The organism is Streptomyces sp. NPDC032198, assembly GCF_040636975.1.
In the GTDB taxonomy this organism is placed as follows: domain Bacteria; phylum Actinomycetota; class Actinomycetes; order Streptomycetales; family Streptomycetaceae; genus Streptomyces.
The window spans coordinates 557,970-571,312 of the sequence record NZ_JBEZVL010000001.1; the positions used below are offsets into that span (position 1 = coordinate 557,970).

General features: G+C 66.4%; 17 protein-coding genes and 1 pseudogene. 11 read left to right on the top strand and 7 right to left on the bottom strand.

Annotated features, from left to right (window positions below):
* Positions 1-79 precede the first annotated feature (79 nt).
* Entirely contained in the window at positions 80-592 is a 513-nt protein-coding gene (locus tag AB0E78_RS02590; protein WP_361827223.1) for a pyridoxamine 5'-phosphate oxidase family protein, read from the top strand.
* A gap of 64 nt (positions 593-656) precedes the next feature.
* Complete coding sequence (locus AB0E78_RS02595) at positions 657-1,091, top strand: VOC family protein (RefSeq protein WP_361827226.1); 435 nt, start codon at positions 657-659, stop codon at positions 1,089-1,091.
* 61 nt (positions 1,092-1,152) lie between these two features.
* On the opposite strand, the gene AB0E78_RS02600 is transcribed toward AB0E78_RS02595, so the two are convergent.
* Positions 1,153-1,329 carry a glutamine synthetase gene (locus AB0E78_RS02600; protein ID WP_361827229.1) on the bottom strand — a complete coding sequence of 59 codons (177 nt, stop codon included), beginning with the start codon at positions 1,327-1,329 and terminating at the stop codon, positions 1,153-1,155.
* 197 nt (positions 1,330-1,526) lie between these two features.
* On the opposite strand from AB0E78_RS02600, the gene AB0E78_RS02605 reads away from it, so the two are divergent.
* Entirely contained in the window at positions 1,527-2,684 is a 1,158-nt protein-coding gene (locus AB0E78_RS02605; RefSeq protein ID WP_361827232.1) for a hypothetical protein, read from the top strand.
* A gap of 292 nt (positions 2,685-2,976) precedes the next feature.
* Here AB0E78_RS02605 and AB0E78_RS02610 read toward each other — a convergent pair.
* From AB0E78_RS02610 to AB0E78_RS02620, 3 genes and pseudogenes are all read right to left on the bottom strand, one after another.
* Positions 2,977-3,189: pseudogene (locus AB0E78_RS02610) on the bottom strand (hypothetical protein).
* A 379-nt stretch (positions 3,190-3,568) separates the two neighbouring features.
* Positions 3,569-3,922 (bottom strand): DUF6233 domain-containing protein, encoded by a 354-nt coding sequence (locus AB0E78_RS02615; protein ID WP_361827234.1) that lies wholly within the window; start codon positions 3,920-3,922, stop codon positions 3,569-3,571.
* Positions 3,923-4,049: 127 nt separating this feature from the next.
* On the bottom strand, positions 4,050-4,487 hold the full coding sequence (locus AB0E78_RS02620; protein WP_361827237.1) for a hypothetical protein: 438 nt from the start codon (positions 4,485-4,487) through the stop codon (positions 4,050-4,052).
* Between the two features lie 552 nt (positions 4,488-5,039).
* Between AB0E78_RS02620 and AB0E78_RS02625 the strand changes: the two genes are divergently transcribed.
* Both AB0E78_RS02625 and AB0E78_RS02630 read left to right on the top strand, forming a co-directional pair.
* Complete coding sequence (locus tag AB0E78_RS02625) at positions 5,040-5,243, top strand: toxin-antitoxin system HicB family antitoxin (protein ID WP_361827240.1); 204 nt, start codon at positions 5,040-5,042, stop codon at positions 5,241-5,243.
* Complete coding sequence (locus AB0E78_RS02630) at positions 5,240-5,545, top strand: hypothetical protein (RefSeq protein WP_361827243.1); 306 nt, start codon at positions 5,240-5,242, stop codon at positions 5,543-5,545. Before AB0E78_RS02625 ends, AB0E78_RS02630 begins: the two co-directional genes overlap by 4 nt.
* A 42-nt stretch (positions 5,546-5,587) precedes the next feature.
* Here AB0E78_RS02630 and AB0E78_RS02635 read toward each other — a convergent pair whose 3' ends face one another.
* The 3 genes from AB0E78_RS02635 to AB0E78_RS02645 all read right to left on the bottom strand — a co-directional run bounded on the left by AB0E78_RS02635 (position 5,588) and on the right by AB0E78_RS02645 (position 7,920).
* Positions 5,588-6,037: an NUDIX hydrolase gene (locus AB0E78_RS02635; protein WP_361828480.1), complete on the bottom strand. Its 450-nt coding sequence runs from the start codon at positions 6,035-6,037 to the stop codon at positions 5,588-5,590.
* A 52-nt stretch (positions 6,038-6,089) separates the two neighbouring features.
* Positions 6,090-7,304, bottom strand: coding sequence for a helix-turn-helix transcriptional regulator (locus AB0E78_RS02640; protein ID WP_361827246.1), 1,215 nt, complete (start codon positions 7,302-7,304; stop codon positions 6,090-6,092).
* A 241-nt stretch (positions 7,305-7,545) separates the two neighbouring features.
* Positions 7,546-7,920: a winged helix-turn-helix domain-containing protein gene (locus AB0E78_RS02645; protein WP_361827249.1), complete on the bottom strand. Its 375-nt coding sequence runs from the start codon at positions 7,918-7,920 to the stop codon at positions 7,546-7,548.
* A 975-nt stretch (positions 7,921-8,895) separates the two neighbouring features.
* Here AB0E78_RS02645 and AB0E78_RS02650 point away from each other — a divergent pair.
* The 6 genes from AB0E78_RS02650 to AB0E78_RS02675 all read left to right on the top strand — a co-directional run bounded on the left by AB0E78_RS02650 (position 8,896) and on the right by AB0E78_RS02675 (position 13,245).
* Positions 8,896-9,228, top strand: a complete 333-nt coding sequence (locus tag AB0E78_RS02650; protein WP_361827252.1) for a hypothetical protein — start codon at positions 8,896-8,898, stop codon at positions 9,226-9,228.
* The gene (locus AB0E78_RS02655; RefSeq protein ID WP_361827254.1) at positions 9,225-9,563 is read left to right on the top strand and encodes a hypothetical protein; all 339 of its coding nucleotides are present in this window, start codon (positions 9,225-9,227) and stop codon (positions 9,561-9,563) included. Before AB0E78_RS02650 ends, AB0E78_RS02655 begins: the two co-directional genes overlap by 4 nt.
* On the top strand, positions 9,563-9,754 hold the full coding sequence (locus AB0E78_RS02660) for a hypothetical protein (protein ID WP_361827257.1): 192 nt from the start codon (positions 9,563-9,565) through the stop codon (positions 9,752-9,754). The genes AB0E78_RS02655 and AB0E78_RS02660 overlap by 1 nt, the downstream gene beginning before the upstream one ends.
* Positions 9,755-9,767: 13 nt before the next feature.
* Positions 9,768-10,889 carry a hypothetical protein gene (locus AB0E78_RS02665; protein ID WP_361827260.1) on the top strand — a complete coding sequence of 374 codons (1,122 nt, stop codon included), beginning with the start codon at positions 9,768-9,770 and terminating at the stop codon, positions 10,887-10,889.
* Positions 10,890-10,931: 42 nt separating this feature from the next.
* A complete protein-coding gene (locus tag AB0E78_RS02670) occupies positions 10,932-11,174 on the top strand; it encodes a hypothetical protein (protein WP_361827263.1) in 243 nt (80 codons plus the stop codon).
* A 235-nt stretch (positions 11,175-11,409) separates the two neighbouring features.
* Positions 11,410-13,245: a type IV secretory system conjugative DNA transfer family protein gene (locus AB0E78_RS02675; protein ID WP_361827266.1), complete on the top strand. Its 1,836-nt coding sequence runs from the start codon at positions 11,410-11,412 to the stop codon at positions 13,243-13,245.
* The last annotated feature ends 98 nt before the right edge of the window (positions 13,246-13,343 follow it).

Here is a 13,343-nt window from a genome sequence, read left to right on the forward strand (position 1 = left end):
GCCTGACCGATGAGTTCTGCCCGCGTGCGCGGTCCGTACTTGGACGGGAGCATTGGGTGTCGGCGTCAGGAGGCGGATCATGCCGAGCGAGGAACCCCGTACGGAGCTGGATGCCCGGTACAGCAGTCCGGGGGCCGCGGCGACGCCGTGGTCCGACGCCGTGCGGCAGCTCAAGGCGGCCGAGCTGTTCTGGATCTCGACCGTACGCCCCGACGGGCGCCCGCACGTGACACCGCTGCCCGCGGTCTGGCTGGACGGGGCGCTGCACTTCTGCACGGGCCCCGAGGAGCGCAAGGCCCGGAACCTGGCGGGCAACCCCGAGACGGTGCTGACCACGGGCATCAACCTCTGGGACAAGGGATACGACCTGGTCGTCGAGGGCTCAGCGGTCCGGATCACCGACGAGGCCAGGCTGCGGCGCCTCGCGGCGGCCTGGGAGGAGAAGTACGGCAGCTTCTGGCACTACGAGGTGCGGGACGGCTGCTTCCACCACGGTCCGGGCCACGCGTACGTCTTCGAGGTGGCCCCCCGCACCGCGTTCGGCTTCGGCAAGGGAGAACCGTTCAGCCAGACGCGGTGGCGCTTCGGGTGAGGGGGCGCGGGCGGACGCCGCCATTCGCGCTGACAAGCCGTGGGCTCCCTGATGTACTCGGCCCATGGACTACACACTCGAGGTGATCCCGCTCCCCGTCAGTGACGTCGACCGGGCCAAGGAGTTCTACCGCGACAAGCTCGGCTTCCACGTGGACATCGACGCGGAGGTCATGCCGGGCATGCGCATCGTCCAGCTGACCCCGCCGGGCTCCGGCTGTTCCATCGCGCTGGCCGACACCCTCTGGGACACGATGGACGGCCCGACCCCCGCCCCCGGCTCCTACCAGGGCCTCCAGCTGTGCGTCGCCGACGCGAAGGCGGCCCACGACGAGCTGACCGCCCGCGGCCTGGAGATCACGGAGCCGGTGGCCCACGCACCGCAGGACGGCGGCACGTTCATGTACTTCAAGGACCCGGACGGCAACGGCTGGGCGATCCAGGAGTACCGCGTACGGGCGACCACACCTCTGCGTGAGGCGATCGTCAACGCCCCTTAGGGGGCGCGGGGAACGGCGCGCTCAGCGCGCGACTGAGCGCGCAGTTCCCCCTGCCGGGGCCCTACAGCACCGGCAGGTTCTTCCTCAGCTCGAAGGCGGTGACCTCGCTGCGGTACTCCTCCCACTCCTGCTTCTTGTTGCGCAGGAACTGGCGCACCCACACCACGACTTCGGGCGATGCAAGTGGGCGCCCCGCCGACCAGGGATTTAAGAGTCGTCGTTGGTCGTTGTCGGCCACTGTGGGCCACCCTCCGACGGCCCACAGACGGCCCGGCGGTTACCTCGCTGCCCCGTGGGCCCGCCTAGAGGCGGGCAGCGACCACAGGTGACCCTCCGGGCCTCCAGCACGAGATGTATGCCGTGGTTGGCGCGCCCTGGTCACAGAGTGGGCAAACGTGTCGCTCAGCCCCAGTTGTGCGCGCCACCATCGGTTCTGTGTCCTTCTACAAGCGCCGTCCAAGACAGCTGGGCAGTCACACCCCGAATCTGTGGCCGGTGTGGCTCGTCGCCCCGCTCGCCCTAGTGCTCGTCGCGACGTTCGCTTACGGCCTCTATCAGGGCGCTGACGCACTTCTCACCAGCGCGAATACTGGTAAGAAGCCGGTCAAGGTTCAGGATGTCATCAAGACAACCGTCACGGTCCTCACCTTGACTGGGGCCGTCCTGGCCGGCCTGTACGCCTACCGTAAGCAGCTCCTCGACGAAGGAGCCTCCCATCGCGCGGACGCGACCCAGCTCGCAGAGCGGTACACCGCAGCGGCCGAACAACTGGGCCACGACCAGCCCGCAGTACGCCTCGCCGGGGTATACGCGATGGCGCGCTTAGCCGATGACTGGCCCGAACAGCGCCAGGTATGCATTGACGTGCTGTGCGCCTACCTACGGATGCCCTACGCGCCCGACGGCGCCGAAGAGGGCTTCAGAAAAGGCGAACGGGAAGTCCGCCTTACAATTATTCGAATTATTAGCGCTCACCTTCAGGATCCCACCAAATCCGCCACCTGGTGCGGATACGATTTAAACTTCACCGGAGCCGTCTTTGACGGCGGTGACTTCACCGGCTCCTTTTTCTCCGGCGGCACAGTTTCCTTCGCCCACGCGACGTTCTCCGGCGGGACGGTCTTCTTCACCGGGTCGAAGTTCGTGGGCGGCACCACCTCCTTCACCGACTCGAATTTCACTGGCGGCACCCTCGCCTTCCTCAACTCGACATTTTCCGGCGGCTCGGTCTACTTCACCAGGTCGACACTCTCCGACGGCACGATATCCTTTGCGAATGCGACGTTCTCCGGCGCCAAGGTAGTATTGTCCTACACGAGATTTACCGGTGGCTCGGTATTCTTCGTTGAGTCGAAGTTTTCCGGTGGCAAGGTATTCTTCACCGGCTCGCCGTTCTCTGGCAGCAGAGTCTCCTTCGCCAATGCGGCGTTCTCCGGCGGGACGGTCTTCTTCACCGACTCAACGTTCTCCCGCGGTACCATCACCTTCACCAACGCCACGCTGTCCGGGGGCGATGTTCAGTTCCCAAATGTGCGTGTGCGTGCCGCGGCTGTAACCGACTGGGGCCCCTTCCCGGCAATACCTATTAGCTAACCCTTACCTGCGACGCAATGGCGGCTGTCCTGCCCTACTCACAAGCGACAAGTTCCTCAAGTGACTGAGCGCGCAGGCGAACCCCTCCGGCGTTCGTCTCAACCTCAACATCGCCATTGGGAACCCCGTCAGGCACCAGCCGCGTGGGGCGGTTGAGCTCCAGCCGCCCCATACGGCAGCCGTAAGGGACTCTCCGGGGTTGGTAGTGAATCGAGATCGGGCACATATAGGGAGAATGCACCCACAGCAGCCCCACGCATAGACGCTGGTAGGCATTAGGCACGCGGAGGCATCACGCGGCTTCGTAGTGGTGCGCGCGCCCGCCCCGCCCACTTCACCCACACCGGGTCATCGAGCAGCCCCTCTGCGTCCGGTAGACCGGCACAGCGGAGGAACTCGATGATGTCCCGTCGGAGTGCGCGAGGCCAAGGATCTGCCCGCGCAGCGTCACCCGCCGGCCGCCGCTACCCTGCGGCGGGTGGACGACTATCGGCGCGCTGCTCATGTCTCCAGCGTGCGCCGCCTCGCTCACTCCAGCGCGCCGAGCTCGGTGTCCGGCCTCACCTCCGGCTGTCTGCGAATGCCCGCTGCGTAAGTAGTCGCCCGGCGGCGATCAACCCGCCCAGTGCGCCCAGGATCGCGGCGAGTGGCGCCAAGCGGAGGTCAGTAAGCCAGGCCAGCAGGAGGGCGGTTACTGAGAACGTCAGGTGCGCCGCTGTGAGCCACGTTCCGAGTCGATCCCTCGGGAGCACGATGGGCAGCACCGTCCACACAAGGAACAGCACGAGATAGCCGATCGGAATCAGGATCATGGGCCCCCCAAGGCTTAGACACTGACCTTAGACCTCACCCCGGCGCTCCGCCTGGAGCATGTGGGGGTGCGGTCAATCCAGCACACCGAGCTCGGTGTCCGGCCGGCAGTGGATGCAGGCGCGGACGCCGCGGGCCAGCTCCCACCGCGCCTCATCCCGGGTGACCGGTGTGCGCCGTTTCCCTGCCGCGCCGCAGTCTCCGCGGTGCACCTCGACCGGCGGGCCGCCGTCCCCGATGCCTCGCTCGACGATCCAGTCCGGCGCGGGTGGGCGGGCTTCCTCGCGTCGCGCCTGCTCAGCCTCCCTGCGTTCCTCGTCGGCGATCCATCGGTCGATCTCCGCGAGGGCGCGTGTGGCCTGCTGCTCGACGACGCGGCGGGCGAAGCGCAGCTGGTCGAGGCGGGTAAGCGGAGCGAGATCGTTCACATGTTCGAGTCTAGATCCTCGGCATCCTGCGGGCGCCGACGCATTCCCGCTGTCCTGGGTCGCCGAACCTTGAGCGTGTGCCATCGAAGGTTGAGCGGCACGAAACCCCTTACTGGCGATCAAGGCTTCAATCGGCGTCGTCGCCGTTGGAGACGTTAGGAACGGGAAGCCACGCCTTGGCTTCGTCGTCCCAGCGGAGGAGATGCCCCCACAGCACTTCCTGTCCAACATCCAAGTCGATCAGCGCAAGACGAGCCTCATCGCTGAGCTCCGCTGTCACTTCAATCGTGATGGCGCGTTGGCGGAACGATTGGGCTACAACGAGTTCCTCTCCGTGCCGTCGACGCTGCCTCCACGAGAGCCGTTTGATCCTCACCCGAGTCCCGAGACGCTCCCCGAGTTTGGAAGCGAACGCCGCCACGAACGGGCTGATCGTGGCCGCAACCAGTACCGTCTCGTAGGAGATCCTGCTGCCCATGCGCCCCCACGAAACTAGCCAGTAGATGGCTATGCAGATGGCGGACAGGACGATCAAGTCGAGCCACGAGTTCAGCATGGAAGCCATTCCAAGCCAATGTCGACGCGTTGCCTAGGGGGCGCTGGGGGGCGTCAGCGCTCAACCTTCGATGGCACACGCTCAGAGTTCGATGACACAGGACACCCGCAACGCCGGCGCCCGCAGTCGGGCTGCACCGGCCGTGGAGGGGAGCTCATCGCGGGCGGTGCGCCCTACCTCCACCCTCCTCCGCCACTCGTCCTCGAATGAGTGAATTACCGCGCATCTTTGCTACGTCGCGAGGCTGGATGCGCATATGCACGGCTGGCTACTCCACCGGGTACTCCTGCGTGGACCGGACAGCCTTCTTCGCGCCCGGGTGCGCGCGAGATCCCGCTCCAGGAAGCGCAGCGGGTCGAGGCGGGTAAGCGGAGCGGGAGTCTACGTCTCTGAGTTGCGGCAATCTCGTTCGGTCATTCGCTCGGTGTCTCATCCGCACTAGCCATGCGGGGTGACATTCCGGCGCGGCCGCAGGAAGAGGTCTTGCTCGCGCCGACCGGCACCCGACTACGCCAGCGATAGCCCCTTCCCGGCGCGGAGGGCCACTACTACAGTGGTGGCATGAGTGTATTCACCGTGCGCATACCAGATGATCTGGACGCAGAGGTTCGGAAGGCAGCGGCCGACGCCGGGCTGTCGCTGAACGCCTACATGGTCCGAACGCTACGAGATCAGACCCTGCGCGAAGCGCTGGCCGCTGTGGACAGCGAGGGCGTTCTCCTTGTCGACACCGGCGACGCCGACCCGGCGGGGGACATCCGTTGAAGCGCGGCACAGTCTGGGAGATCCCGGTTGGCGACAGCACGCGTACCGCAGTCGTGCTCTCCATCGACGAGGTGAACACGAAGTTCCAGGCCGCCGTCTGCTTGCTCCTGCACCCGGCCGGCGCCTACCCCGACACCCTCGTATCCGTGCCGATCGCAGACCCCGTGCGAGCGGTCGCGGTCCCGGTAAACGTCACCCAGTACGCGGCTCGGCGCTTCGAGAACGCCAAGCTGCTGGGTGAAGTGGGCCAAGAGACCATGGCTCGCATCGAGCAGGCCGTGCGCTCCGTTCTGGGGCTGTAAGGACTCTGTGGGTGCCGGTCGCCAGCACCTCATCTCGAACGCTCATCGCTCAGGTTGGAGGCCGTGCTCAAGATACGCCACGGCGCCTTCATCGCGCGCAACCGCAGCTGCTCGGATGCGGCGTGCGAGGCGGGGGATGGTGAGGCTGGCCACCGCCGCGACGGGATGGAACTCGTACGCCTTGATCTCTGACGCCTGCAACCTGATCTGTGCCTCTACCTCGTCAGAGAGAGTGCCACCGTCGAATAGGTACAGCACCTTGTCACCCTCGGAAGGGCTGGGTGCCCAGTCGACGACGAGCAGGCGCCCAATCTCAGGCGCAATACCGAGTTCCTCTTGCACCTCGCGGACGCACGCCTGTCGCGGCGACTCGCCCGCATCGATGTACCCGCCTGGGATGTCCCTGTAGTCCTTGTACGTCGGCTCAAGGAGCATGACGCGGCCCTGGGCATCAAAGAACAGCGCGCCCGAGGCCATCCGCGGGCGCGCCATTTTCGCTTCGTGTTCGTTCTCGGTCTCGCTCACGAGACCGAGCCTAACCAGCTCACACCACTCGAAGCCTCTCGGCCAGGTCGGCTACCGGGCGAGTTGGCCGTCCGCGCGTTCCACGGACCCAGCCGAGCACGATCTCTCGGCTCATGTAGTGGTGCCGGACCTGCTCCGGCGCCATTTCCTCTGCGTCGAGAACCATGCTGAGCGCGTCATCAGTGCGATTCCAAGCGCTGAGCGCCCGCGCCACTTCGAGGTTGTGCCGCACCCTGCGCTCGACAGGAAGCCCGCTTGTATCGACCTGCGGCCCCAGTTCCGCCGCGACCTGGAAGTCGCCGAGCTCACCAGCGGTGGCCACCTTGTGAATCGCCACGTTGGTGGGCCCGAAGGCCGTCCACATGTGGTTTCCGTCAGTCCCAAGCCGTGACGCCATCGCATCCGCCTCACGCAGGAAGGCCTGCGTCGTCGCACGGTCCTCTGCACGAGCCGCGGCCATCGAGCCCGTCAGGAAGAGGGTTCCGTAGACGGACAGGTATGCGGGGGTCGCCTCCCCCAGTCCAGACTCAAGGAAGCCGGCCGCATCACTCACGAGCTGCACCGCAGTCTCGTAGCGTCCGGTGGACAGGAGGCAGTGCGTCACCGACCGGAAGAGCGATCCGACGATGACGTTGTTCCCGCTCTGCTGTGCGGCAGCAAGTCCGCGATCCGCCGCCATCCAAGCCAGCTCGTTCTCACCCAGCTTGCCGAGCACCATCGCTGCCCCCTGGTACGTCAACGCCAGCAGCGCGTTCGCCTCCTCTCTCTCCTCCCCCGCGTACGCACGCACTGCGAGCAGGGCATCCGAGAGGATCAAGGGCAGCTGCCGGGTCGCGAACCCGTACTGAGACCCCTGGTAGGCATCCCACACCTCACTCACGTCGGACCGTAAAGCGGACAGAGCCGGGGGTTCGCCATCCGTCGGCGCCCCAAGGAGCGGGGTCAACTGCCGGTAGTCCATCAGCGCTTCGCGCAGCGCAGGGACCGTACGTCGCCCGCTGTCTGTCGACCACTCCAAGAGAGTCGGCTCGCCGATGAGGTCTCCGATGGAGACGTCCAGCGCGTGAGCCAGTGCACGGATTACAGAGAGTCGGTCCAGCTCGATGCGGTTGTTCTCCGCCTTGCCGAGCCAGTCCGCGGTGCGGCCGACCAGTCCGGCCACCACCTCTTGGGACATGCCGCGGCGGTGGCGGTACCACGCAACCCGCTCGCCGATCGTCAGTTGCTGCGTCATTCCTCGCATGACTTCAGCCTCGCCTCGGTTCGCAGATAGACCCCGGAAGGATTTTCCGGGGTCGGGTCATGAGCGGCCCATAGCGTCGTGGTTGTCGGGAGCCAGACATCCGAAACGACCACGAAGGGGTACGGCTATGCCTCTGCCTGCAGATGAGCAGCACCACTTGATGATGGCTTCCAAGGGGTTCCCCGCGAAAGTGCCCCGCCAACGCAGCGAAGGCAGGACCACCGCCCGGACCCTACGCGGAGTCGGTCCGGTCTCCTTCGAGCTTCGCCACACGCTCGGAAAGCTCGGCGAGTTGAGAGGTGACAGCACTCAACTGGCCCTGCATCTCGCGAAACCCTTGGGCTCGATCCTGCGCGCTGCCGCCATTGGTGGTTTCGGCAACGTAGGTGCCGCTGCCGGGACGGGAGTCCGCCAGACCTTCGCTCTTCAGTACGTCGTAGGCACTCTGGACGGTCGCGAGAGCAACCTTCAGGTGCTTGGCGAGCTTCCGGCCGGGCGGGAGCGGAGCCAATGGCTCCAATTCACCGGCCGCGATCCGGGATCGGTAGTACGCCGCGATGTCCTTCGCCGTCGGTGCGCTGCCGCCGCCCCACTCCATCCAGTCCATCCCTAGAGCTTAACCGATCTAGGTCAATCCAACTTTCTCCGTGGAACCCCTTGCGCGAAAAACTGACCTAGGCCAATCTGAACCTGCGCCGCTGACGAATCCCGGAAGGGCTTCACGAGCTGCGGTTGCAAGTGCTTGACCTGCTTAAACGAGCGCGCCGACAGGTCCCGAGCAATCGAGAGCCCTGATTGAGGGGCTACCGCGCCTGTCGGATTCGTAGCGACGTTGTTTGAAACCTGAAGAGTGATCGTGCGGGGCTGACGCGAGAGCGGCGGTCGTGGCAGGTGCCTAGGGCGAGGGTCCGGGGGCAAACCACCGCGATGAACGTGGCTCTCCCCCTACGCGCCTGGCAGGCGCCACCCGGATTCGGGTGTGGGGAGGTACAGCGGGGCCCCAACGCACGTGGCGGCAAGAGTGAGACCGCCCCCGCGACGACCGGGTGATGTCGTCGGCGGCACGCCAAACACACCAACAACGCCCCTGAACGTGGGGGCGCCGTCCGGTGTGGCCGCCCTGCTGGCGTCAGCGCAGTGATGTTGACGCACCCGATTCTCCCGGCTCGGGATCGGCGCTCCGCGACAGCGGACGTACCGGTGAAGCCGTGTCCCTCCACTTGTAAGGGGGTCGGTGTGAACCGACGACATACCCCGGCGTCGCCGTGATCGACCGGCACGGCGACGCCGTTTCAACCACAGCCTGCGGGCAGAGCAGTACGCCGCAGACAACCGGTCACCTTTCACCGAATCGCGGCGGCTAGCGCTGCGCCGGTTGCCTCCTTCGCCCGTCCGGTCGTTCTTCGGAGCGCGCCGTACGGGCGAGGCCGAGGGGAGCCGGAGTTCGAGCAGAACAAGTAGTTCGCATCCGGCCTGGGGAACGGCTTTCCCCTCGTACGGCCTGCGCCCCCCGGAGCGGCTACTCCGGGGGGCGCTGTTCGGGCCGTGCCCATCCCACCTGATTTCAGAGGAGTCACGACCCATGAAGTGCATCGTTGCTGGTCATGCCGCTGTTACGGCAAGGGAGTTCGCGGAGCTCGCGTTGGGCTTCGCCGAGCGTGCGGCTGGGTTCGACACGGAGCTGTTCACCGGCACCGCCGAGGAGTCCGAGAAGGACCGGACCGCGCGGCTGTCGGTGGCCCGCGACGTGCTCAGGGAATTGCGGGAGGTCGACCCGGTGGCCGCGGCCTACGCCCGGGAGCTGCTGAAGGCGACCGACCTGCCCACGCCGGCACCGCGGCCCCGACGGGCCCGCAAGGCTCCGGCGCGGCGCTCGGCCGTGTGCGGCGCGCAGGGCCTGGCGGTGGCGGCATGAAGACAGATCTGGCGATGGAGGGCCTGGCGGTTCCTCTGCGGGCCCTGCGCGTGCTGGCCCTGGACTTTCCCGATCTGCCCGCCCCGACCGTGCACATCTCCCCGATCTACCCGGAGCGGCTGCAGCTGTCCCTGCACGACGACTTGGGGGCCTTTGAGCCCTGGCGCCTGGCTCTGCACATCGCGCGTGATGCCGTGGACTTCCACTCCCAGGGTGATGGCGAGACGTGGGTGCTGGAGGCGTACGTCGACGTCACGGGCGCCACGGTGCGGCTCAACGCTTTCGGCGACGCCCGCGTACCCGAGCGGCCGAGCGTCGCGAAGGCCGGCCGCTGATGGCCAAGCCGCCAACGGATGACCTCTACGTCCGCTACATGCGCGCGTTCAAGGAGTCCGCCCGGCACACCGATGGCTGTGCGGCCTGCCAGGCCAGCCAGGACTGTCCCGAGGGAGCGCCGCTTCACGAGCGCTTCGCCCGGCTCCAAGACACCTACAACGCACGCCAGTCCAATCAGAAGCGCCCCTGACCCAGGAGTGACTGTGACTCGCACATCCACCGCCCCCGGAAGGATCGGGGGCTTCAACCCGTTTGCCGTCGTCGAGAAGCTGCTGACGCTGGCGGCCCTGGCCGTCGTAGCGGTCACCGTGGGCAGCCAGCTCGCCCCGATTCTCGGCCTGGACGGACGCCTTGGAACCGCCGCGGCCTGGTTCATCGCCCTCGTCTTTGACGCGTTGTGGATCGGCGCACTGAAGATGAGCGAGCAGGCCATCCGGCAGCGCAGCGCCGTTGGGATGGCTGTGATGCTGTCAGTGGCCGCCCTTTCGATGGCCGGTTCGGTCGCGATCTTGCTGCTGATGGGGCATGCCCGCGTCTTTGCTCTGGTCCCGGTGGCCGCCGCCGTGTTCATGGGGCTGAGGATCTTCGCGGACCACATGCTCGCGGATGATGCGACCTCCCGCGTCATCGAAGAGCAGTCCGCATCTGCCCGCAACACCCTGGCCCTCACCTACGCCAATGCCCGGCACTTGAAGGCGCGGGCTGAGAACGAGGTCGTCATCGAGACGGCCGAGACGCTCGCGGAGGCCCACCGCCAGGCGGTGAAGGCCAAGGCCATGACCGGCATGCAAAAGAAGATCAACAAGGCCCGAGCGGAGGCCGAGAAGAAGCTGAAGGATTCCGAGACCAAGCACGGCCAGGCGGCGCAGGCTTTCGCGGCCCGCTCGCTGCACGTCCTGACCGCCCCCTCGGAAACCCCCCTCGGAATCGACACGGCTTCGCCCCGTGGTTCCGAGGAGGGCTCGCAGCTCGCTTCGGGGTCGAGTCTGAGCGAACCGACGCCCGCCTCGCGAATGACGGGGTCCTCGGAATCCTCGGAAACCGCTGAGCTGCACGAACACCCCGTCGATGCCGGGGCGTCGCAGGTGGCCGACGGTGATTCCGAGGGGGCCTCGGATCTTTCCGAGGGTCCGGGCCGCAAGCCGGGCCTGAGCGATGAGGAGCTCTACCTCACCGGGCGTCGGATCTTCACCGAGCTGGCGCCACCGAAGTCGCTCAACGGGTTCATCAAGGCCATGAAGGCCCAAGGCGCCAAGGCCAGTTACGAGCGCATGGCCAAGACCTACGAGCAGCTCCAGGCGGAGTTCGCCGAGCAGCCCGCGTAGTCCGACACACACATCCCGACCAGCCAACAGGAGAGACAGACCATGTCTGCACGGACCGAGCAGCCCACCGAAACCGCTATCCAGCCCCAGGGAAGCCACCACTGGGTCATGACGCTGGAGATCCCCGGGCGGCTGACCAGCACACAGTCCAGCACCTTCACCCCGCCACAGGGCTGGACCCGCCGGGATGCTTTCGCAGCCATCAGGGACGAGCTTGCGCGGGACAACCCGGACCTGGCCCGCGCCAACGTCACGTTCTTCGCTCTCGAACCTAATCAGCTCTGACCTCGACGCAACTCTCCGGCACCACTGATGAAGGCCGTCCCCCAGTCGAGTTGGGGACGGCCTTCGTCACGACTGCCGGAAGACAGTCGAATGCACCGCATCCCCTGGCCATCGGTTGGCCGGCGGCTGGCGGGCTGGCGGACATGCGTCCGCAGGTCCCGCAGGTCCGCCGAGCAGATCCGCAAGCGGCCACGGGGAGTTCATCCCTGCCCGCCCTAGCGAGAAATGAGGATGTATGGCCGCCAAAGCGGTCGAAGAGAAGGAAGCCAAAGAGACGCCGAAACCGGCAAGGCCTGTGGCGAAGAAGCCACTGTCCGAAGAGGCGAGATGGCTGATCGGCGGGCTCGCTGTCACGGGGCCCGCCTCCGGGCTGGTCTACCGGGACGAGATCGAATCCTGGGTCTACGACAACCGCATCTGGCTGCTCGGCATCGCCGTGCTGCTGATCGGATCGTGTGTGCTGGCCATGACCAGGGCCTACCGGCGCGCCCGGGGGCCGCGTCAGCGCAAGAGGACGCAGGTCGTGTCCGCCTTCGCCTCCGAAGGGCTGCACGACGTGCCACCGCACGCCCCCTTGGGGGCCCGTGAGGTTCCTGGCGCCTGCCAGGTTCCTGACGCGGTCGCCTCAGAAGAGCTTCAAGGCCCCGAACCGCAAGGCTCCTTGGGCTCCGCTGAGGTTCCTGACGAGGGCATTGCCGCCCCGCATGGGACTGCGTGGGGGGCACCCCCGGCCATGCCGGGAGAGGTGGCCGCGTCGCTCCAGAGTGATGAGGCCCCCAAGCTGGCGGCTGCGCTGAAGCTCGACTACGCGGCGGGTAAGGCCCGCACGCTCAGCCGGGGGCGCGTCGAGCTGGGCGAGGAGTGGGTCATTGAGCTGCCGCCCGGTGGCGTGTACGGGGATGTGGCCGGTAAGCGGGAACGGGTGATCTCGTGGGTCGACGTGGACGCCACGAAGGTGACGATGCGCCCGGGGGCCACCTCCCGGCAGGTCGTCATCACCGTCCTCGATGAGCCGATCTACAGCCGCATCCCCACCCTCCCCGATCCGGTGGGAGCAACGTGCCGGGGTGTCATTCCGGTCGGCTACGACATGTACGGCCACCTGGTGGAAATCAAGTCCCCGGTCGGTGATACGCACATGCTGATCGCTGGATCGTCCGGTGGCGGAAAGACCGAAGAGATCAAGTGGCTCGTCTATTTCGCCCTGGTCAATGGCTGGGACATCGTCCTGGTCGACGCCAAGGGTGACGGCGACCTCGCGTACGCGGAAAAGGCATGCCTGATCTACGAAGAGGTGCCCGACCACGAACGGATGATGGAAATCATCGCGTTCGTGGAGGGTAAGCACGAGCAGCGCTCTTCGGAGAACAGTGCATCGGTGCGAGCCGGAAACGGAAAGGCGAGACACCGGCCGCTGCTGTTCATCATCGACGAGGTCAGCACCTACACCGATGAAGCCGATTCGAAGAAGGAGGCGACCGCATTCGAGGCGAAAATGAAGACCGCCTCCCGCAAGTTCTGCTCCTCGAAGATCCTCGTCGTCCTGTCGACGCAGAATCCGAAATCGGAAGTCATCAACACGTCGATTCGTTCGAATCATCGCGTGCGCCTGGCTTTCGGCTGCGCGGAGACCGGACAGTCAGACGTCATCCTCGGAGGCGGAACAGCGCGGGCCGGGCATGACGCCTCCAAGCTCCCCGGCATCGACGGTGCAGCAATTCTCCAGGTCAAGGACAAGAACTGCGAGATGCGCGGATTCCTTGTCACGGACGAGGAACTCAACGCAGCCATCGATGCCCGAGCAGAGGAATTCCACGAGACTGAGCCCGAACACGTGCGTCTCGTTCGCGAGGCGTACGCCGGTGCCGCGTTCCTTTCCACCGTCGAATTCGCCTCCCGGCTGCGTGAGATGGGAGTGAACATCGCCGGTGGAGAGGACGCGGGAAAAACCGGAACAGCCGTCGGCGAATGGCTTTATGGGCACTTCGGCCGCGATGTGCCGCAGGCGCAGAAGCGGATCGAAGGCCAGCGCGTCAGAGGCCGCGAGCTGGCGGAGATCCTCCGCCGCTGACCCGTGCCGCACCTTGTGCCACCCCCGTGCCGCCCCCGTTCCAGTGCCGTGCCGTCACAGGGGGCGGCACAGCCTTGTCACGGCCCGTGGCACGGGGC